Genomic DNA, 21539 nt, shown 5'->3' with positions numbered 1-21539 from the left:
TCGTGCTGCGAAAACTCTCCACCTATCGACAGAAGCGGGACTTCGAGAAGACCCCTGAGCCCTCCGGCGAGGCCGCGGTAGCCTCTTCGAAACAGCGACGCTTCGTGATCCAGAAGCATGACGCCAGCCGGCTGCACTACGATTTCCGCCTCGAGTTCGACGGCGTGTTCAAGTCCTGGGCGGTGACGAAGGGCCCCTCGCTCGATCCGCACGACAAGCGGCTGGCGGTCGAGGTCGAGGACCATCCGCTCGACTATGGCGATTTCGAAGGAACGATTCCGGAAGGGCAGTATGGCGGCGGCACGGTTATGCTGTGGGACCGCGGCACCTGGGAGGCCGATGATCCCGAGCGTGGTTTCAAGAAGGGCGACCTGAAGTTCACGCTGCACGGCGAAAAGCTGCACGGAAGCTGGGTGCTGGTCCGCATGCGCAACGATCGCGATGGCGGCAAGCGGACCAACTGGCTGCTGATCAAGCATCGCGACGAATATGCCCGCGAGGGCGAGGACATCCTTGCCGAGGACAAGTCAGTCGCCTCCGGCCGCGCGATGGCGCAGATCGCCGAAGGCAAGGGCCGCGCGCCAAAGCCGTTCATGCTGGCGAAGGGTGCCAGGGGCAAGGCCGATGCAGTGTGGCAATCCAACCGCGTCGAGGAGACGAAGGGGCGGACCGTCGCGCCGGCGCCACGCGCCGCGTTGAAGGCCGGCAAGACCGTAAACAAGGCCGCAAAGAAGAGTGCCACGGCGGCTACGAACGCCAAGACGGTCGCGGACATGCCGGATTTCGTCGCGCCGCAGCTCTGCACGCCGGTCGAGCGTCCGCCGGCCGGCGACGGCTGGTGCCACGAGATCAAGTTCGACGGCTATCGCGTGCAGCTTCGCATCGAGGATGGCAAGGCGACGCTGAAGACCCGCAAGGGTCTCGACTGGACCGACAAGTTCGCCTCCATCGCGAAGGAGGCGAATTCGCTGCCGGAGGCCATGATCGACGGCGAGATTGTCGCGCTCGACCACAACGGCGCGCCGAACTTCTCCTCGCTCCAGGCCGCGCTGTCGGATGGCAAGACCGAGGACCTCATCTTCTTTGCCTTCGATCTCCTGTTCGCCGAAGGCCGCGACTATCGCCGCCTTCCGCTCAGGGAGCGTAAGTCGCGGCTCAAGGAGCTGCTGGAGGCACAAAAGCGGAAATCGAACCAGATCCGCTATGTCGAGCATTTCGAGAGCGGCGGCGACGCCGTGCTGCAATCGGCCTGCAAGCTCGAGCTTGAAGGCGTGGTGTCGAAGAAGCTGGACGCACCGTACCGGTCGGGACGGACGGAGAGCTGGACCAAGGCCAAATGCCGCGCCGGCCATGAGGTCGTGATCGGCGGCTGGAAGACCACCAACGGCAAATTCCGCTCGCTGATGGCCGGTGTGCATCGCGGCGATCACCTCGTCTTCGTCGGCATGGTCGGTACCGGCTTCGGCGCCGACACGGTCAAGCGCATCATGCCGTCCCTTAAAGCCATGGAGGCCAAGGACAGCCCGTTCAGCGGCAAGAACGCGCCGAAGAAGACGCGGGACGTGCACTGGCTGAAGCCGGAGCTCGTCGCCGAAATCGAGTTCGCCGGCTTCACCGCCGACGGCAACATTCGCCAGGCCGCCTTCAAGGGGCTGCGGCAGGACAAGCCGGCCGAGGAGGTCGAGGCGGAGACGCCCGCCGATACCGAGCTCGCCAGGCCGTCTGCTGGAAAGCGCGTTCCTGCGAAGTCCGGAAAGAAGAAAGATGCCGGCGCTGCCGAGGTCATGGGCGTCGTGATCTCGAAGCCGGACAAGGAGCTGTGGCCGGATGGCGGCGACGGCGAGGGCGTTACCAAGCTCGATCTCGCGCGCTATTTCGAGGCGGTCGGCGGCTGGATGATCGAGCACCTGAAGGGGCGACCTTGCTCGATCCTGCGCGCGCCCGACGGCATCGGCGGCGAGACATTCTTCCAGCGCCATGCCATGCAGGGCACCTCGAACCTGCTCGAGCTCGCCAAGGTGTCCGGCGATCGCAAGCCGTATTTGCAGATCGATCGCGTCGAGGGACTTGCCGCGGTCGCGCAGATCGGCGGCCTCGAGCTGCATCCCTGGAACTGTGCGCCGGATGCCTATGACACGCCGGGCCGGCTGGTGTTCGATCTCGACCCCGCGCCTGATGTCGGTTTCGCCGATGTCGTCGAGGCGGCCAAGCAGATGCGGCAGCGGCTCACTGACGTTGGCATGGAGAGCTTCTGCAAGACCACCGGCGGCAAGGGCCTGCATGTGGTGGTGCCGCTGCTCCACGGCGCGCGCGACAAGGTGAGCTGGAAGGAGGCCAAGGCGTTCGCGCAAGGAATCTGCCGATGGATGGCGGATGACGAGCCCGAGCGCTATCTGCTCAACATGTCCAAGAAGCTGCGCAACGGAAAGATCTTTCTGGACTATCTGCGCAACGATCGCCTGGCGACGGCGGTGGCGCCGCTATCGCCCCGCGCCCGCGACGGCGCGACCGTGTCGATGCCTGTCACCTGGGCGCAGGTGAAGGGCGATCTCGATCCGAAGCGATATACGGTGCGGACGGTGCCGGGCCTGCTGGCGCGTTCCAAGGCGTGGGAGGGCTATGACGATGCGGCCGCGTCGATCAAGGCCGCGATGAAGAAGCTTGCGGGGAAGATGAGGTAGTCGCTCTTTTAAACGTCATTCCGGGCTGCGCGAAGCGCAGACCCGGAATCCAGAGGTTTGCGGCGCGAGATTCCGGGTTCGCGCTTGCGCGCGCCCCGGAATGACCGACTTGGCTAGATCCGTCCGAGCAGCAGCAGGATCAGCAGGATGACGATGACGAGCCCGAGGCCGCCGCCGCCGTAATAGCCGGTGCCGTAGAACGGCCCGCCGCCGATGCCGCTGAAGCCGCCGAGCAGGGCGATGACCAAAATGATCAGAATGATCGTACCGATAGACATGCTAGTCTCCTCCAGCCCTCTGTTGAAAGGGTCGTTTGCACCTGTCCCTTTGGTGCGGGGGCAACTTGCCGCAGGTTTTAAAGTTCCGGTTTTGAAACGGGGCGACAGGTGCAAGTTGCATGGAACCTTTGCCGCTCGGGCCGGCATGATGAATGAGATTCAATCAGCGTAGGGCACGGCCATGTCAGCACCGCTTGTCGTTTCAATTCCCCATCGTCTCGGCCGCGAGGAAGCGGTGCGCCGGCTGAAGTCCGGGCTTGGCCGCGCGGCGGCGAGCATTCCCGTGATGCAGGTGGAGGAGGAGCGCTGGAGCGGCGACAGCATGACCTTTCGCATCCGCGCACTCGGGCAGATTGCCACCGGCCAGGTCGACGTCGCCGACGACCAGGTCAAGGTGCAAGTCGTGCTGCCCTGGCTGTTGCAGCGCTTTGCCGAGATGGCGCAGGCGACGATCCGCAAGCGCGGGCAGTTGCTGCTGACCAAGGACGGGGGAAAGTGAGTTTCAGGCGCGCACGCGCTGCCGCGCAGGCCTGATGGCGCCCGCTGTACGGGCCTCGATGACGGCCGCGGGAAAATCACGAAAAGCCTGCGCGACCGGCAGTTCGTTGCCTGCAAGTCCCGGCGCAGCGTAGCCGGTGATGTCGATGGTGGCGTCAAAACCTTCGAGCGCGGGCCATTCCCGGCCGCCTTGCGAAAACGGCGCGAACAATCGCCCGACCACGACAATCGCCGCAGCGCGGTCGTGGCGACGGGCGAAAGCGATGACATGATCGGCGTGCGCGCCATGGACGTCCAGCGACTGGTAGTCGCCTTGCGTAAAAACGCCGGCGAGCTCGTTGCGCAGCTTGAGGAGGTGCCGCGTCCAGGCCAGCTTGAGCTGGCCATCCGGCCAAGTCTTGATAAGGCTGCTCCAATCCGGACCGGACAGCGAACCAAGCGCCGTATTCCGCGCGGAAAAATCCACCGGACGGCGGTTGTCGGGATCGACCAGCGACAGATCCCAGAATTCGGTGCCCTGGTAGAAGTCAGGAACGCCCGGCAGCGTTGCCTTGAGGGTGAGCTGGCTCAGCGAGTTCAACGCGCCGAGCAGCGCGACGCGGCGCGCCAGGGTTTGCAGCGCCTCCAGGAATTCGCGCGACTGCGCGGGATCGAGGATCTTCGCGACGAAGTCTCGTAGTCCGGTCTCGTAGGTCTCGTGCGGGTTGAGCCAGCTCGTCTCTTCCTTGCCCTCGCGGGCGGCCTTCAGCGCATAGGCCTGGATGCGCTCGACGAAGCCGGCGTCCGCGGGTGTCTGAAGCGGCCAGGCGCCGAGCAGGGTCTGGTAGAGCATGTATTCGAACGTCGCCGACGGCGCGCGCAGATGGCCATGGAGCGCGAGATGCGGCGCGTTCAGCACCTTCCAGCGCGAAACTGCGCTGGTCCATTCGCCGGGAATTTCGCTGAGCGCTGCGATCCGGGCGCGGGCGTCCTCGCCGCGCTTGGTGTCGTGGGTGGCGGTTGCCGTCATCCCTTGCGGCCATTCCTTGGCGCGCGCGCGCATGGCCTCGTGGAAGGCGGGAATGGCAAGGCCGGTGCTCGCGGGATCGCCGCCGACCTCGTTCAGCGCGAGCAGCCGGTGGAATTGGTAGAACGCGGTGTCCTCCAGCGACTTCGCCATCACCGGCCCGGTGAACTGCTGCACCTTTAGCGCGAAGCGGCGCACGCGTGGGGCACTGTGCGGGGGCCGGCCGGGCTTGAGCAGGTCCATGGTGAGGGCATCGCGCAGGAAATCGAAAATGCCCTCGTCCGCGGCGAACCACTCTGCCCGGGCGCGCGCGATGGTATCGTCGATCAGCTTGCGATCGTGCGCGGCAGGCGCGCCGGACGTGAGATAGGTGCGATAGACCGGGAAATGCAGCACGTAGAGCTCGAGCGCCTGCCGCAGGCTGTCGGCCGAGAAGTCGCGGGTCGAGTAATGCCCGTTGGCAATGCGTGCGAGCAGGCGCGTCAGCACGATGAATTCGCTGGTGAGCAGCGTCTCCAGCACCCGCCGCTTGGCCTCCTTGACGTAAGGCGCAAGCCGCGGTGGGCGATTGCTGACTTGCCGCCAGGTCTCGTCCAGCGCCTCCAGCCCCTTGGCGTCGACCAGCACTTGCGTGATGACGTTCATCCACTCATAGCCGGTGGTGCCCTGGATGCCGGCGAAATGCGGCAGGTGCTCGTGCTCGCACAGGATCTTTTCGATCACGGTGTAGAACGGCTTGGTGTTGCCTTGCGCGTCGCGCACCAGCCGGCGCAGCCGCTGGCAGTACTGGGCGGGATCGCGCAGGCCGTCGATGTGATCGAGCCGGATGCCGTGCAGCCTGCCGTCGGCCACGAGCTGCTTCACCAGCCGGTGCGTGGCAGCGAATGTGCCGGGGTCCTCGACGCGCAGGCCGGCGAGCCCGTTGACGTCGAAGAAGCGGCGGTAGTTGATGTCGCTGGAGGCGAGCCGCCAATGACCGAGCTTGTAGTGCTGGCGCTCCAGCAGATGATGCAGCGCCAGCGTCTGCGCCGGACGATCCTTGGCCGCACGATAGGCGGAAAGGCCGCTCGCGATGATGTCGGCCGCGCCCGCGATCTCCTTCAGCTCCGTCTTGAAGCCAGGGGCTTCCTTGCGGTTGGGACGGCGAAGGCCGGTGTAGCGGGCCGCGAGCGCGAGCAGGCGCTTGCCGGCCTCCGTCTCGGCGGCATCGGCTTCCTTCACGAGCATCCGCAGCATTTCGCCATAGCGCTCCGGGGCGATCGGCAGGCGATGCTCGAAATACCAGGCAGAAAGGCTGCCTTCGCTGGCATCGTAGCGCAGCTCGATGTCGCCGCGCTCCAGCGCCTCGCCATAGGACGAACCGAGGATCGGCAGCAGCACGCCGCCGCGGGCGCGGTGGGGCAGCAGATCCCAGTCGATATCGAAGGCGGCCGCGTGCGGCGAAGTCGGTCCCCATTCCAGCACGTCAAGCCACCAGGGATTGTCGGCAAAGTGCACGCCGACATGGTTCGGCACGAAGTCGATGATGAGGCCGAGGTCGTTCCTGCCGAGTGCCTCGCTCAGCCGCGCAAAGCCGGCCTCGCCGCCGAGCTCCGGATTGAACTGGCTGTGATCGACGGTGTCGTAGCCGTGCGTCGAGCCCTTGCGCGCCTTCATCACCGGCGAGGCATACAGATGCGTGATTCCGAGCGATTTGAGATAAGGCACCACTGCGGCAGCCTTGTCGAAGTCGAAATCCGCGGTGAGCTGAAGCCGGTAGGTCGCGAGAGGAATGGCCGGAGGCATGTCAACCTCCGAGGCGCCAGACCACCGACCAGGGCGGAAGGCGATCGCCGGCCGCGCCGCCCCAGATCGGCGTGCCCGCATTGTCAGTGGAAATGATCTCGTGATCCGAGAGATTGGCGACGAGGCGCAGCGTCGTGCCGTCGCCCATGCGCCAATGCGCGCGGAGCAAGCCGCTATCGGTCGCCTCGGCGTCGCCGAAGCGCGCGCCTTTCAGCCGCGGCATGATCTCCTTGCGGCGGAGCGCGAGCAGGTCACGCACCAGAGCCAGCCGCGCATCCTGCTCCGGCGTGCGGCCGCCCCAATCGAGCACGGCCGATTGCAGTGTTGCCGGATCGAGCGGGTCGGGCACCTCGTCGCCGTATTTCTCATAGGCCCAGGCATATTCCTGCCTGCGTCCCTTGCGCACGGCGTCGGCCAGCCCGCCCTGGAAGTCGCAAAAGAACGGGAAGGGGACCTTCGAGCCCCATTCCTCGCCCTGAAACAGCATCGGCACCATCGGCGCCAGCAGCGTGACTGCGAGCGCGGCTTCGATCTGCCGCGGCGATGCCAGGCTTTCGAGCCGCTCGCCGAGCGGACGGTTGCCGATCTGGTCGTGGTTTTGCAGGAAGTTGACGAAGGTCGCCGGCGGCAGCTCGCGGCTCGGCTCGCCGCGCGGCTTCTTGCCCCAGAACTCCGAGATCTCGCCCTGGTAGACGAAGCCCGAGGCGAGCGCGCGTGCGAGATCCATGCGCGGTGTCTGGTAGTCGGCATAGTAGCCGGCGAGCTCGCCGGTCAGCATCACATGCCAGACGTGGTGATAGTCGTCGTTCCACTGCGCGCGATATTTGCCGTTCGGCGGCTCCTGCGCGGCGTCAAGCAGGCTGGCGCGATTGTCGCCGTTCTCCAGCACCAGATGGATGTGCCGCCCCGTGGCCTTGGCAAGCTCGCCGGCGGCGACGCTGAGGTCTTGCAGCATCGACTGCTCGCCGGGCAGCGCCATGATGTGGTTGGCGGCATCGAGTCGCAGTCCGTCGAAGCGATAATCGCTGAGCCAGGACAGTGCGTTCTCGACCGCAAAGGCCCGCACCTGCGACAGGCGATAGTCGATGGCGCTGCCCCAGGGCGTATGCGCGTCGGTGAAGAAGCTCGGCGCATAGCGTCCGAGGTAATTCCCTTCGGGGCCGAAATGATTGTAGACGACGTCGAGAAACACCATCAACCCGCGCAGATGCGCCTCGTCGATCAGCGTCTTCAGGTCCTCGGGCCGACCGTAAGCGCTGTCGGGCGCATACCACAGCACGCCGTCATAGCCCCAGCCGCGGTAGCCGGCGAAATCGGCCAGCGGCATCAGCTCAAGCGCGGTGATGCCGGTCGCTGTGAGATGATCGAGCCTGTCGATCATGGCGCGGTAAGTACCTTCCGCTGTGAAGGTGCCGACATGGCTCTCGATCAGCACCGTCTCTTCCCAGGGACGGCCGCGCCAGTCGCGCGCGCGCCAGGCGAAGGCGTCGTGATCGATCACCTCGCTCGGGCCGAACACGTCCTCGGGCTGGAAGGCGGAGGCCGGATCGGGCACGTCGATCTCGTCATCGATCCTGAACTTGTAGGGACTGCCGGTGGTCAGGCTGGCGATCTCGGCCACATACCAGCCGTCCTGCCGGCGCTGCATCGCGTGCCTTCGGTCGAGCAGGAGATCGACTCGTCGCGCGCCGGGCGCCCACAGGCGAAACGACACGCCCTCCTTCGTCGGCCTCGCGCCGAAGGACGGCCTCATAGCGCCCCCGCGAAGGCGAGCACGGAGCGCGGCGGCGCCTTGCTGTCGCTTCCAGGCTGGAAGTCGATCGTGTTCAGCTTGGCATCGGTCGTGTTGAGGATCTGCTGCCAGCTCTTATATTCGGTCATCTTGGGCAATTTGAATGCGATCTCTTCGGGAGCGGCGTTCAGGACGATAAAGATCGCGGCCCCGCCCGGTTCCATCGGCCCCATCACATAGGAGAGGAACCGCCCTTCCGGGAATTTCCAGTCGTTCTCCGTCATCTCCTCTCCGGCAGGCGTCAGCCACAGCGCGCCGTAGGAGAGGCCGTCTTTGGGGCGCCCGTCGAGCCAGCGATGGCTGCGAAGCTGCGAGAAGCGGCGGCGGATGTCGGCGAGACCGGCGACGAAATCGACCATGTCGTCGCCGTCCTTGCCGAGATTGCCCCAGCCGACCCAGCCGACCTCGTTGTCCTGGCAATAGGCGTTGTTGTTGCCGGATTGCGAATTGCCGACCTCGTCGCCGGCGAGAAGCAGGGGAACGCCCTGCGCCAGCATCAGGCAGGCCAGCACGTTCTTGCGAAGCTGGCGGCGCAGACCGAGAATCCCGGGATCGTCGGTCGGCCCTTCGACACCGCAATTGTTGCTGTGGTTGTCGTTGGAGCCGTCGCGATTGTCCTCGCCATTGGCCTCGTTGTGCTTCTCGTTGTAGCTGAACAGGTCGGCCAGCGTGAAGCCATCATGCACGGTGATGTGGTTGATGCTGGCGCGCGGCCGACGTCCGTCGTGGTTGAACAGGTCGGACGATGCCGTCATGCGGCTGGAGATGTCGCCGATCAGGCTGCCTTCGCCGCTCCAGTAGCGGCGCATGGCGCTGCGATAGCGGTCATTCCACTCCGACCATTGCGAGGGGAACGCCCCGACCTGGTAGCCGCCAAGCCCGAGGTCCCACGGCTCGGCGACGAGCTTGACGGCGGCCAGCACCGGATCCTGCCGGATCGCGGTCAGGAGCGAGCTGCCGCGATCAAAACCGTTGGGCCCGCGCGCGAGGGTCGTGGCGAGGTCGAAGCGGAAGCCGTCGACATGGCATACCTCGACCCAGTAGCGCAGGGAATCCATCACCATCTGCAGCACGCGCGGATGGGTGAGGTTCACCGACGAGCCGCAGCCGGTGAAATCGTCGTAATAGCGCGGGTTCTCGCGGTTCAGCCAGTAATAGGAGGCGTTGTCGATGCCGCGGTAGCACAGCGTCGGGCCGAGGTGGTTGCCTTCGGCGGTGTGGTTGTAGACGACGTCGAGCATCACCTCGATGCCGGCATCGTGCAGGCGCGCGACCGTGGTGCGGAAGGAATCGAGCGCGTTGTCCTGGGCGTAGCGGGGCTCGGGCGCGAAGAAGGACAGCGTGTTGTAGCCCCAGTAATTGGCGAGCTTCTTCTCGACCAATATGCGGTCGTCGACGAAACTGTGGATCGGCAGCAGCTCGATCGTGGTGACGCCAAGCTTCTTCAGATGCTCGATCATCGCCGGCGACGACAGGCCGCCATAGGTGCCGCGCAAGTTCGGCGGGACGTCGTCGCGCTTCTGCGTCAGGCCCTTGACGTGGGCCTCGTAGATGATCGTGTCTTCCCAGGCGATGTTGGGGCGGATCTCGCGCCGGCCCCAGTTGAAGGTCTCGTCGACCACGACGGCTTTGGGCATGCCGCGCGCATTGTCGCGCCGGTCGAAGGACAGGTCCTCGCGCGGGCTGCCGGTGCGGTAGGCGAAATGCGCATCGCTCCAGACCAGTCGTCCGGAGAGCCGCTTGGCATAGGGATCGAGCAGCAGCTTGTTGGCGTTGAAGCGGTGGCCGTGCTCGGGCTCGTAGGGGCCGTGTACGCGATAGCCATAGAGCTGGCCCGGCGAGACGTCGTTGAGATAGCCGTGCCAGACGTCCTCGGTCCGTTCCGGCAATTCGACGCGCTCGAGCTCGCGGCGGCCTTGCGTGTCGAACAGGCAGAGCTCGACCTTCTGCGCGTTGGCCGAGAACAGCGCGAAGTTGGTGCCGCGTCCGTCCCAGCTTGCGCCGAGGCGTGCGGGCGATCCGGCAGTCAGGCGCATCGGTCAGCTTTCCGGAACGAGGAAGATCGCGGCGAGCGGCGGAATGGTGAGGCGGAGCTCGGGCGTCTTGCCGTCGACGGCATGAACCTCGCCGATGTTCCCGACATTGCTGCCGCCATAATGGGCGGAGTCCGAGTTGAGCACCTCTTTCCACTTGCCGGCAAAGGGCACGCGAACGCGATAGTTGCGATAGACGTTGGGGGAGAAGTTGACGATCACGAGGCAGCGCGCGTGCTCGTCGAGCCCCTTGCGCAGCCAGGCGAACACGTTGCGATTGGCGTCGTCGGTAATGAGCCATTCGAAACCGGCCTGGTCGCAGTCCATCTGGTGCAGCGCCGGCACCGCGCGATAGAGCCGGTTGAGGTCGCGGATCAGCGCCTGGATGCCCGAGTGATATTTGTATTCGAGCAGGTGCCAGTCGAGCGACTGGTCGTGATTCCATTCGCGGCTTTGCGCGATCTCGGCGCCCATGAACAAGAGCTTCTTGCCGGGATGGCCGAACATGAAGCTGTAATAGGCACGCAGGTTCGCGAAGCGCTGCCATTCGTCGCCGGGCATGCGGCCCAGGATCGAGCGCTTGCCGTGCACGACCTCGTCATGCGACAGCGGCAGGATGAAATTTTCCGAGAAGGCATAGTGCAGGCCGAACAGGATCTCGCCGTGATGATGCTTGCGGTGAATCGGATCCTTGCTGATGTAGTTCAGCGTGTCGTGCATCCAGCCCATGTTCCACTTGTAGCCGAAGCCGAGCCCGCCGAATTCGACCGGGCGCGAGACTTGCGGCCACGCCGTGGATTCTTCCGCCGCCGTGGTTGCCTGCGGAAAGCGGGCGAACAGTTCGGTGTTGAAGCGGCGCAGGAACGCGATCGCCTCGATGTTCTCCCGTCCGCCATACTGGTTCGGAATCCAGGCGCCGGGCGGGCGGCTGTAGTCGAGATAGAGCATCGATGCGACGGCATCGACGCGCAGGCCGTCGATCGCGTAGCGCTCCAGCCAGAACAGCGCGTTCGACACCAGGAAGTTCGTCACTTCGGTGCGGCCGTAATTGTAGATCAGCGTGCCCCAGTCGAGATGCCGGCCCTGCAGCGGGTTGGCGTGCTCGTACAGCGAGGTGCCGTCGAAGCTGCCGAGCCCGTGCGGATCGTCCGGGAAATGGCCGGGCACCCAGTCGAGCAGCACGCCGACGCCTTCGCGGTGGCAGGCGTCGACCAGTGCGGCAAAATCCTCCGGCGTGCCGAACCGGCTGGTCGGTGCATAGAGGCCGGTCGGCTGATAGCCCCAGGAGCCGTCGAACGGGTGCTCGCTGACGGGGAGGAATTCGAGATGCGTAAACCCCATGTCGCGGGCATAGGCCGGCAGCTGCTCGGCCAGCTCGCGGTAGGTGAGCCATTCATTGTCGCCCTTGCGCCGCCACGAGCCGAGATGGACCTCGTAGATCGACATCGGCGCCGACAGCGCATTGATGCCGTCAGGCGCCGGGCGCGGCCGCGGCAGGTGCGCCTCGTCGAACACGATGGAGGCCGTCTTCGGACGCACCTCGCTCGCGAACGCCATCGGATCGGATTTCAGCGGCAGCTGATGGCCGTGTGGCCCGACGATGTCGAACTTGTAGTGATCGCCCCGCTTGGCGTGCGGGATGAACAATTCCCAATAGCCGCTGCCGCGCACCCGCATCGGATGGCGCCGCGAATCCCAGAAATTGAAATCGCCGACCACGGACACGCGCCGCGCATTCGGCGCCAGCACCACGAAGCCGATGCCGTCGACGCCGTCGAGCGTCATCGGATGCGCGCCGAGCTTGTCATAGAGGCGCTGATGGGTGCCTTCGCCGAGCAGATAGAGGTCGAAATCGGTCAGGATCGGCGGAAAGCGGTAGGCGTCCTCGAACTCGACGATGCTGTCGCCGAATTTGGCGCGTAGCTGGTAATGCTTCGAGCCGTTCGGCAAGGCGCCGACGAACAGGCCTGCGTCGTGGACGCGGTCGAGCCGGGCGACCTCGCCGTGCTCGCCAACCGCCTCGACATTGGAGGCCTCGGGCAGAAAGGCGCGCACCACGCTCTTGCCGCCCTCGGGATGCAGCCCGAGATAGTGGAAGGGGTCGGCGTGGCGGCCCTCGATGATCGCGTAGGCCTCGGCAGGTAGTTTAGGCATGGGCTTCGCTCTCGGCATTGGACAGAATGCGAAGCAGTCCGGTCAGCGGCGCATGGAGCCCCTCAGGCCGGTGGGACAGCTCGTACTCTACTTCGTCGAACGCTTGATCAAGCAGGAAAAACCTTAACAGGCCTTCCGCGGATTGCGGATCTTCCGGCCACAGCCGCCGATCGGTCATGGCCTCGCGATAGGCGGACAGGAAGGTCGTGGTGGCGCGCTCGCGCCATTCACTGAGCGCGGCTACAAGCCGGCTCTGCTCGTCAGTGCCTCCTGACAGGGCCCGGCCAAGCGCCACGTTCACCGAAAGATCGATCGAGCGGATCAGACCGGCGACGTCGCGTGCGGCAGGCAGCTTGCGCCGCTTGTCGGCCAGCGGCAGACGCGGATCGCCGTCGAAGTCGATGATGCAGATATCGTCCTTCACGATCAGAATTTGCCCGAGGCGGAAGTCGCCATGATGACGGATGTTCAACCCGTCGATGTCGGATGGCAAGAGCGCATTCAGGCGGTCGGGCAGGCTCGTGCGCAGCGCCGTGAGCTGGTCGATCAGCGGCCGGTCCGCTTCCCGCAGGCCGTCGCGGCTGTCGGCCAGTCGCTCGAAAACCCGCCCGGCGCGTGCCTTGAGGTCGGAGACCCAGTGCCTGATGTGGGCGGAGCCGATCGGCTCCGGAGCGAGATCGTCAGGCCTTGCCGCGGCCAGAGCGACATGCAGCTCGGCGAGGCGCCGGCCGATCTGCATGACGAAGTGCAGGTAGGGCGACTGCTCCTGGGTCTCGCGCGGCGCTTCGCCCGCCGACAAGACGCGCTGCTCGTCGATATAGCGGTCGAGATAGCCCGTGGTCACCGCCCAGCCGTCGCCCTGGTTCTCGACATAGGCATGCAGCACGCCGAGTGTGCTGCGCTGATCGCCCTCGACCAGCTCGACGCTGCCGAGCAGCGCCGGCGTATTGGCAAAGCGGGCGACTTCCGTGAGGTAGTGGCCGATCTCGATCTCGGGATTGGTGCCTCCTTCGAGCTGGCGATAGATCTTGGCGACGTACTGGTTGTCGACCAGCGCGGTGCTGTTCGACTGCTCGATCGCGCGGATGCGTCCGGGCTCCTTGATGGTGTAGTCGGCAAACCGGCTGGTCGCCTTGAACTCCAGCCGCAGATTGTTCTCTTCCACCACCAGGTTCTGCGACAGGTTGCGCAGGAACAAGCCGATGAAGATCTGGTCGGTCGCGACGTCGAGCAGCGTACCTTCGCGCGCGCCCTGGCGCACGGCGGCGAGCGCCTTCGGGTTGAAGCGCTCGCGGTCGAAGCGCACCCATTCGATCTGCATCGGCAGCACGTAGCGGGTCGCAACGGCGTCCTGTTGCGCCGCCTCGAAGAACGCGATCCAGGGCCGGTTGTCGCCGATGTCGCAGAACGGCACCGCCGAGGTCAGCGTCGGCTTGATGTGCTTGGGATCGTGCTCGGGATACCAGCGTGTCCGCGACAGGAATCCCGGCAGCACATCGTGCTCGAACACGCCGCGCTCGCGCGCCAGCGACACCCAGGTCGAGTTGACCGGCACCACCAGCGTTTCGAATTCCGGCACCGCGCGCGGCGTCACCGGCTCGGACTTGTCGCGCTCCATGAGATGGAACCAGTAGAAGCCGTACGGCCCCAGCGTGATCATGTAGGGCAGCTCGCCGATCGGCGGGAAGCGGGTGCGGCCGAGCATCTCCTGCGGGATGCGGTCCTTCCACGGCGACAGGTCGAGCTCGGTCGCCTGCGCCGCCCGCGAGAGGTTGGCAACGCAGAGGATCACCTCGTCGTGGTACTGCCGGACATAGGCCAGCACGGCGCGGTTGGCCGGGCGGATGAAGGTCATGGTGCCGCGGCCGAAGGCGAGCGTCGACTTGCGCACCGAGATCAGCCGCTTGGTGGCGCTGAGCAGCGAGGACAGGCTGCGCGATTGCGCCTCCACGTTCACCGATTCATAGCCGTAGACCGGATCCATGATCAGCGGCGCGTAGAGACGGGCCGGGTCGCAGCGCGAGAAGCCGCCGTTGCGGTCCGGGCTCCACTGCATCGGCGTGCGCACGCCGTTGCGGTCGCCGAGATAGATGTTGTCGCCCATCCCGATCTCGTCGCCGTAATAGATGATCGGCGTACCGGGGAACGACAGCAAGAGCGAGTTCATCAGCTCGATCTTGCGGCGGTCGTTGTCCATCAGCGGCGCGAGGCGCCGGCGGATGCCGACATTGATGCGGGCGCGCGGGTCGTTGGCGTAGGTGGTCCAGAGATAGTCGCGCTCGACGTCGGTGACCATTTCCAGCGTCAGCTCGTCGTGGTTGCGCAGGAACAGCGCCCATTGGCAGCTTGCCGGAATGTCCGGCGTCTGGCGCAGGATGTCGGTGATCGGGAAGCGGTCCTCCTGCGCGATCGCCATGTAGATGCGCGGCATCAGCGGGAAGTGGTAGGCCATGTGGCACTCGTCGCCACGGCCGAAATATTCCTGCACGTCCTCCGGCCATTGATTGGCCTCGGCCAGCAGCAGCTTGCCCTTGGAGTAGGAATCCAGCTCCTGGCGCAGACGCTTGATGATCGCATGCGTCTCGGGGAGGTTCTCGTTCGAAGTGCCCTCGCGCTCGCAGAGATAGGGAATGGCATCCAGCCGGAAGCCGTCGACGCCGGCGTCCAGCCAGCGCTTCATCACCTGGATGAGCGCGCTGACCACGCGCGGATTGTCGAAATTGAGGTCCGGCTGGTGCGAGAAGAAGCGGTGCCAGTAGAAGGCGCCGGCCTCGTGATCCCAGGTCCAGTTCGACTTTTCCGTGTCGGTGAAGATGATGCGCGTGCCCTGGTATTTCTGGTCGGTGTCACTCCAGACGTACCAGTTGCGGGCGCTCGAGCCCGGATGGCTGCGGCGCGCACGCTTGAACCATTTGTGCTGGTCCGAGGTGTGGTTGACGACAAGCTCGGTGATGACGCGCAAGCCGCGCTTCTGCGCCTCCTGGATGAAGCGCTTGAAGTCCTTCATCGTCCCGAAATCGGGATTGACCGAGCCGTAGTCCGCGATGTCGTAGCCGTCGTCGCGCCCGGGCGAGGGATAGAACGGCAGCAGCCACAGCGCGGTGACGCCGAGCTCCTGGAGATAGGGCAGCTTCTCGGTCAGGCCGGCGAAGTCCCCGATGCCGTCATTGTTGCTGTCCGCAAACGCCTTGACGTGCAGCTGGTAGATGATGGCGTCCTTGTACCAGAGCTCATCCACGACCTCGGCAGCCTCAATCTTCTTGGTATCGACGGAAGACAGAACATTCATGGCGTTAAGCCTTTACGCCAGGCAGCGGAACAGCAGCGCCGGATCGCGGTCGGGATCGATACGCAACCTGATCCCGCCCCATTCGATGCGGGACTGTTCGCCGGTGAGGAGATTTTCGAGTGCGGTGACGTGGCGGCGCTGGCCGCCGGCGTCGATGGTGAGGTCGCCGAGCGGCAACCAGAATTCGCGCGCATCGCGCGTGAGGGCGATGGCGGCGACGACGGCGTTGGCCGGATCGGTCGCCTCTTTCACGAAGCTGATCGTCTCGCCGTCCTCGATGCCGAGAAACCGCAAATTCGCCGTCTGCTGGAGTGCCGCATTGTCGTTGCGGATGCGGTTGAGAGCGGCGATGTAGGGCTTGATGTTGCCCGGCTTGTCCCAGTCGCGCTGCTTGATCTGGTACTTCTCGGAATCGAGATATTCCTCGCGGCCGGGGATGGCTTCGTGTTCGAGCAATTCGAAGCCGCTATAGATCCCGTAATTGCCCGACAGCGTCGCGGCCAGCGCGAGCCGCGACTTGAAGGCCCAGGCTTCGCCACTCTGGAGATGAAAGGGCAGCAGGTCCGGCGTGTTCACGAACAGGTTCGGGCGATAGAAGTCGCGCTCGGGATAACGCGTCAGCTCGCCGAGATATTGCTCCACCTCCCACTTCGACGTGCGCCAGGGAAAATAGGTGAAGGACTGCGCGAAGCCGAGCTTGGCGAGGCCATTCATCAGCTTCGGCCGTGCATACGTCTTCGAGAACAGGATCACCTCGGGATGCCGGCGGCGGATGTCGCGGATCAGCCACTCCCAGAACGGAAGCGGCGCGGTATCGTGATTGTCGATGGCGAAGATGGTGACACCATGGTCGATCCAGAACAGCATCGCGTCGCGGAACGCATTCCACAGCCCGGCCCGGTCGACGGAGGCGAAATCGGGGATGACGATGTCCGAATAGGGGCCATCAGCCGTCCGCACCGAGCGGTCCGGCCGCCATTTGAACCATTCCGGATGCTGCGTCAGCCAGGGATGGTCCGGCGAGCATTGCACGGCGAAATCGAGCGCGAGCTCGAGGCCGTATTCCAGGCAGGTCGCAACCAGCGCGCGGAAATCCTCGATGGTGCCGAGCTCGGGATGCAGTGCATCGTGTCCGCCCTCGGCGGTGCCGATCGCATAGGGCGAGCCGGGTTCGCCTGCGGTCGCCACCGGCGCATTGTTGCGGCCCTTGCGCCTGTTATGCCCGATCGGGTGGACCGGCGTGAAGTAGAGCACGTCGAAGCCCATCGCGGCGATATCGGGCACGCGCGCGATGCAGTCGCGCAGCGTGCCGTGCCGGCCGGGGATCCGGCCCTGGCTGCGCGGCATCATCTGATACCAGGCGCCAAAGCGCGCCTTGTCGCGGTCGGCGATCAGCGGGAAGAGCGGCGAGCGCGTGAGGTCGGGCCGCGACTGGCTCTCGGCCATGGCGCTGCCGAGCTCGGTTGAGAGCAGCGGGGTGACATCGCCGGTCTGAAGATAGTCCTCGCATTGTCTGACGATCACCGCCGCGGCGTCCTGCCGCGCGCCATGCGCCTTGGTCAGGAGCCCGGCGCCCTCGATGGCGTCGAGGCTGACATCGGCGCCGGACAGCCGCTTGCGCGCGACCGCGTGAGACCAAGTCGCGAACTCGTCGGTCCAGGCCTCGATCGCGTAGAGATATTGGCCGGGCTCGACGGGCGTGAACGCGCCGGACCAACGGTCATTGCCGTGATGGATCATCGGCTCGCTCCGCCATTCCCGGTCCTGCTCGCGTCGCCAGATCAGCGCGGCGCCGACCACGGCCTCGCCGTCGCGGTAGATGTCGGCCCACACCTCGACGCACTCGCCCGCGATCCGCTTCACGGCGAAACGGCCGCCGTCGATCAAGGGATAGACGTCTTCGATGAGGAAAGCGCTGCCGGCTGCGGCACTTTCGACAGTTTGAATTGTCTTGTTCACGGTGATGCCATTGACAAGAAAGCAGGGCCCGTTTCCCTTGTCGGGAACCTACGCTTGATACCTATATAGAAAGCCGCTTGTGTGTCATTAGTTCCGCCTGGGAACGGCAGGCCCGTTTTTGAGTTACCCCTGACTAACGTCTTCCGCCACCTCGTTAAAATCCCTGCCCCCGGCCACACAATGGCCTGCAAGCTGCGTGCCGAATGGATCTTTTAGCTCAAGCCCAGATCAAGGGTGTTCAGTCCGAATTCGTGGACGCCCTCGGAAAGCTGCGGGTCACCGATCCCGTGGCGCTCAAATCCATCCTCGACGCCCTGCCGGAGAAGCGGGTTTATCGCTTCGTCAGCGGGCCCGTGGTGGTTCGCGCCCTGGGACATCCGCGGACGGAATTGGCGGCCACCGGCGCTCCGCCGCTGCAATGGAAAATCGCCGGCAACGGCAACGTGATCGCACAAGGCGAGACGCGCGAGCCCGTCATCGCCTGGCCCGCCGGCCTGCCGCTCGGCTACCACCGCTTGACGCTGACCGATGCCGAGGGCGTGACCGAAGAGGTGCCGATGATCGTGGCGCCAGAGCGCGCCTTCGGCGGCGATTTCGACCGCGGCTGGCTGCTCGCCGTGCAGCTCTACGGCGTCCGCTCGGAGCGCAACTGGGGCATCGGCGATTTCACCGACCTTGCCGATCTCGTCCGGCTCGCAAAACAGCTCGGGGCCGACGGCGTCGGCCTCAATCCGCTGCACGTGTTGTTCGACGACCACCCGGCCGATTGCAGCCCCTATTCGCCGAACAGCCGGCTGTTTCTCAATCCGCTCTACATCGACGTCGAGGCGATCCCGGAATTTTCCGCGGACCTCGTCCCCGATGCGGCCGCGACCGCCGCGCGGCTGCGCGAAGGCGATCGCGTCCCCTATGCCGACATGGCGGCGCTGAAATGGCTCGCCCTGCGCGCTGCCTTTAACAGCTTCGTGCGGAGCGCGAGCGGCGTCCGCCGCAATCAGTTCGACGCCTTCCGCGCGGACCGCGCGCCGCTGTTGTCCCGCTTTGCCTGCTTCGAGGTGCTGCGGCATCGCTTCACCGGGCCGTGGTGGGAATGGCCGCCCGAGTGGCGGCAGCCCGACGAGACAAAATGCGCCCGGCTGCGCAACGGTCCTGACAAGCGCGAGGTCGAGTTCGTCGAATTCGTGCAATGGACCGCCGATAGCCAATTGCACGCGGCCAAGGAGCTGGCCGGCCAGCTCGGCATGCGGGTCGGGCTTTATCTCGACGTTGCCGTCGGCGTGCAGTCCAACGGCTTCGATGCCTGGAACGAGCAGACGGCGATTTCGCGCCATCTCGCCGTCGGCGCGCCGCCCGACGTGCTCAACACGGTCGGCCAGGACTGGGGTCTTGCCGGCTTCAATGCCGGCGGCCTGGAGGCGCAATCCTTCGTGCCGTTCGCCGACATGCTGGCCGCCTCGATGCGCCATGCCGGCGCCATCCGGATCGATCACGTGCTCGGGCTGAAGCGGCTCTATCTCGTGCCGCGCGGCTTCAAGCCCGACAACGGCGCCTATGTGCAGATGCCGTTCGAGGCGCTGCTGGGCGCCGTGGCGCGCGAGAGCGCGGCCCATAAGTGCATCGTGATCGGCGAAGACCTCGGCACGGTGCCGGAAGGTTTTCGCGAGACCATGCAGGATTTCGGCATCTGGTCCTACCTCGTCATGATGTTCGAGCGCGACGATGCCGGCCACTTCCGCAACATCGACTATTACCGGCCGAACGCGCTGGTGACGCTGAACACGCACGACCTCTGCACCTATGCGGGTTGGCGCTCCTTCAGCGATCTCAAGATGAAGCTGTCGCTCGGGCTCGATCCCGGCGAGGACGACAAGGCCCGCTGGCATGCGCTCGGCATGCTCGATGAGATCCTGCGCCAGAACGGCATCAACGCCAACGATCTCTATTCGGTGCTCGCCTTCCTGTCGCGCACGCCCTCGCGGCTGCTCGCGGTGTCGCTGGAGGATCTGCTCGGCGTGATCGACCAGCCCAACATTCCCGGCACGATCGACGAGCATCCGAACTGGCGGCAGCGCCTGCCTGTCACGCTCGACAAGATCGCCTCGAAGGTCGATCTCACGGCCTTGAGAGCGGCGACGCGGGAACGTTCGTTGCTCGGCGGGAGTTAGTCCGCCGGGGTTTTTAGGCTCGCACGACAGTGTCTCAGAGGATCGAGGACTATGCGCTGATCGGCGACTGCGAGACCGCGGCGCTGGTCGGGCGCGACGGCTCGATCGACTGGCTGTGCTGGCCCGCCTTCGATTCCGACGCCTGCTTTGCCGCAATCCTCGGCACGCGCAAGAACGGCCGCTGGCAGATCGCACCGGCCGGGGACGTCACCACGACGTCACGCCGCTATCTCGGCGATACCCTCATCCTCGAAACGCGGTTTGAGACCAGGAGCGGCATTGTCGCCTTGATCGACTTCATGCCGCCGCGCGGCAAGGCGTCCGACGTCGTGCGGCTGGTCCGCGGCGTCAGCGGTACGGTGAAGCTGCGGATGGAGCTCGTGATCCGCTTCGGCTTTGGCATCGACATTCCCTGGGTGCGCCGTTGCAAGGACGGTTCGCTGCTGGCGGTCGCCGGCCAGGACATGACCGTGCTGCGCACGCCGGTCGGGACCCGCGGCGAGGACCTGACGACGGTTGCCGAATTCGAGGTGAAGGCCGGCGAGACCGTGCCGTTCGTGCTGACCTATGGCCCCTCGCACCTCGACCCGCCCGAGCCGATCGATCCGGAGATCGCGCTCCAGGAGACCGAAAAATTCTGGAAGGACTGGTGCAGCCGCTGCACGCGGGACGGCGAGTATCACGATCTCATCATGCGTTCGCTGATCACGCTGAAGGCGCTGACCTTCGGCCCGACCGGCGGCATCGTCGCGGCGCCCACGACCTCGCTGCCCGAGAAGCTCGGCGGCAGCAGGAACTGGGACTACCGCTTCTGCTGGCTGCGCGATGCCACCTTCACGCTGCTGGCGCTGATGAACTCGGGTTATACCGAGGAGGCCTTGGCCTGGCACAATTGGCTCTTGCGCGCCGCCGCCGGCTCGCCGGCGAACATGCAGATCATGTACGGCATCTGGGGCCAGCGGCGCCTGTTGGAATGGGAGGCGCGCTGGCTCGACGGCTATGAGGGCGCCCAGCCGGTCCGCGTCGGCAATGCCGCGCATGCACAGCTGCAGCTCGACGTCTATGGCGAGCTGATCGACGCCTTCCACCAGTCGCGCATGGCCAGGCTCAAGCTCAATGACGAAGCGACCTGGGCGCTGGAATGCGCGGTGCTCAATCATCTCGCCGAGGTCTGGGACCAGCCCGACCACGGCATCTGGGAGCGGCGCGGCGAGCCGAAGCACTACGTCTTCTCCAAGGTGATGACCTGGGTCGCCTTCGACCGCGGCATCAAGAGCGCCGAGACCTTTGGCTTCAAGGCGCCGCTGCTGCACTGGCGCGCGCTGCGCGAGGCCATTCACCGCGACGTCTGCAACAATGGCTTCGACGCGGAGGAAAATGCCTTCGTCGAGTCCTACGGCTCAAAGCTGCTCGACGCCAGCGTGCTGCTGGTGCCGGCGGTCGGCTTCCTGCCGGCGGAGGACCCGCGCATCCGCGGTACCATCGCGGCCGTCGAAAAGCACCTGATGCGCGACGGCTTCGTGCTGCGGCACGATCCGCGCGAGGTGTCCGAGGAAAAGCAGCCGATCGAGGGCGCGTTCCTGGCTTGCACCCTCTGGCTCGCCGATGCCTATGTGCTGTCGGGCGATCTCGACACGGCGCAGGTGCTGTTCGACCGCGTGGCCGCCCTTGCCAACGACGTCGGGCTATTGGCCGAGGAATACGATTCCGTGGCGGGCCGCCAGACCGGCAACTTCCCGCAGGCGCTGACCCACATCGCGCTGGTCAACACCGCGCATAATCTATCGGCGGCAAGGCAGGAGAGCGAGAAGCCCGCGATGCAGCGGTCGAAGTAGATCGGCGCGGCAGGTTCTTCACCTCTCCCCGCTGGGGAGAGGTGGGCACCCAGCGGCAGGCGAT

The 21539-nt window shown here is 65.5% G+C and carries 11 protein-coding genes; 4 read left to right on the top strand and 7 right to left on the bottom strand.

Annotated features, from left to right (window positions below):
• The first annotated feature begins 2 nt into the window (after positions 1-2).
• Positions 3-2681 (top strand): DNA ligase D, encoded by a 2679-nt coding sequence (ligD, locus tag BJA_RS34325; protein WP_011089512.1) that lies wholly within the window; start codon positions 3-5, stop codon positions 2679-2681.
• Positions 2682-2794: 113 nt separating this feature from the next.
• Here ligD and BJA_RS34320 read toward each other — a convergent pair whose 3' ends face one another.
• Positions 2795-2959 carry a DUF3309 family protein gene (locus BJA_RS34320; RefSeq protein WP_007595743.1) on the bottom strand — a complete coding sequence of 55 codons (165 nt, stop codon included), beginning with the start codon at positions 2957-2959 and terminating at the stop codon, positions 2795-2797.
• Between the two features lie 181 nt (positions 2960-3140).
• On the opposite strand from BJA_RS34320, the gene BJA_RS34315 reads away from it, so the two are divergent.
• Positions 3141-3458, top strand: a complete 318-nt coding sequence (locus BJA_RS34315) for a polyhydroxyalkanoic acid system family protein (protein ID WP_038965696.1) — start codon at positions 3141-3143, stop codon at positions 3456-3458.
• A gap of 3 nt (positions 3459-3461) precedes the next feature.
• Here BJA_RS34315 and treY read toward each other — a convergent pair whose 3' ends face one another.
• From treY to BJA_RS34285, 6 genes are read right to left on the bottom strand one after another with little or no spacing between them, the layout of a single operon-like run.
• Positions 3462-6248: a malto-oligosyltrehalose synthase gene (gene treY / locus BJA_RS34310; protein ID WP_011089510.1), complete on the bottom strand. Its 2787-nt coding sequence runs from the start codon at positions 6246-6248 to the stop codon at positions 3462-3464.
• Position 6249: 1 nt separating this feature from the next.
• Complete coding sequence (gene treZ, locus BJA_RS34305) at positions 6250-8001, bottom strand: malto-oligosyltrehalose trehalohydrolase (RefSeq protein WP_011089509.1); 1752 nt, start codon at positions 7999-8001, stop codon at positions 6250-6252.
• A complete protein-coding gene (gene glgX / locus BJA_RS34300; protein ID WP_011089508.1) occupies positions 7998-10076 on the bottom strand; it encodes a glycogen debranching protein GlgX in 2079 nt (692 codons plus the stop codon). Before glgX ends, treZ begins: the two co-directional genes overlap by 4 nt.
• A 3-nt stretch (positions 10077-10079) precedes the next feature.
• On the bottom strand, positions 10080-12227 hold the full coding sequence (glgB, locus tag BJA_RS34295; RefSeq protein ID WP_038965697.1) for a 1,4-alpha-glucan branching protein GlgB: 2148 nt from the start codon (positions 12225-12227) through the stop codon (positions 10080-10082).
• Positions 12220-15516: a maltose alpha-D-glucosyltransferase gene (treS, locus tag BJA_RS34290; protein WP_011089506.1), complete on the bottom strand. Its 3297-nt coding sequence runs from the start codon at positions 15514-15516 to the stop codon at positions 12220-12222. Before treS ends, glgB begins: the two co-directional genes overlap by 8 nt.
• Before the next feature lie 12 nt (positions 15517-15528).
• Complete coding sequence (locus BJA_RS34285; RefSeq protein ID WP_011089505.1) at positions 15529-17475, bottom strand: maltotransferase domain-containing protein; 1947 nt, start codon at positions 17473-17475, stop codon at positions 15529-15531.
• 203 nt (positions 17476-17678) lie between these two features.
• On the opposite strand from BJA_RS34285, the gene malQ reads away from it, so the two are divergent.
• Entirely contained in the window at positions 17679-19640 is a 1962-nt protein-coding gene (gene malQ / locus BJA_RS34280) for a 4-alpha-glucanotransferase (RefSeq protein WP_011089504.1), read from the top strand.
• 29 nt (positions 19641-19669) lie between these two features.
• Entirely contained in the window at positions 19670-21475 is a 1806-nt protein-coding gene (locus BJA_RS34275; RefSeq protein ID WP_011089503.1) for a glycoside hydrolase family 15 protein, read from the top strand.
• Positions 21476-21539 lie beyond the last annotated feature (64 nt).

Origin of the sequence: Bradyrhizobium diazoefficiens USDA 110, assembly GCF_000011365.1 — a bacterium.
GTDB classification, from domain to species: domain Bacteria; phylum Pseudomonadota; class Alphaproteobacteria; order Rhizobiales; family Xanthobacteraceae; genus Bradyrhizobium; species Bradyrhizobium diazoefficiens.
The sequence above is the reverse complement of the archived record's forward strand: the minus strand, read 5'-3'. Positions and strand labels throughout refer to the sequence as shown.

What these genes read in the sequence shown, in the direction of transcription:
- glgB (WP_038965697.1), bottom strand. Translation starts at nt 12,227, where the DNA reads ATGCCTAAACTACCTGCCGAGGCCTACGCGATCATCGAGGGCCGCCAC.
- BJA_RS34320 (WP_007595743.1), bottom strand. Translation starts at nt 2,959, where the DNA reads ATGTCTATCGGTACGATCATTCTGATCATTTTGGTCATCGCCCTGCTC.
- treY (WP_011089510.1), bottom strand. Translation starts at nt 6,248, where the DNA reads ATGCCTCCGGCCATTCCTCTCGCGACCTACCGGCTTCAGCTCACCGCG.
- treZ (WP_011089509.1), bottom strand. Translation starts at nt 8,001, where the DNA reads ATGAGGCCGTCCTTCGGCGCGAGGCCGACGAAGGAGGGCGTGTCGTTT.
- BJA_RS34315 (WP_038965696.1), top strand. Translation starts at nt 3,141, where the DNA reads ATGTCAGCACCGCTTGTCGTTTCAATTCCCCATCGTCTCGGCCGCGAG.
- treS (WP_011089506.1), bottom strand. Translation starts at nt 15,516, where the DNA reads ATGAATGTTCTGTCTTCCGTCGATACCAAGAAGATTGAGGCTGCCGAG.
- malQ (WP_011089504.1), top strand. Translation starts at nt 17,679, where the DNA reads ATGGATCTTTTAGCTCAAGCCCAGATCAAGGGTGTTCAGTCCGAATTC.
- glgX (WP_011089508.1), bottom strand. Translation starts at nt 10,076, where the DNA reads ATGCGCCTGACTGCCGGATCGCCCGCACGCCTCGGCGCAAGCTGGGAC.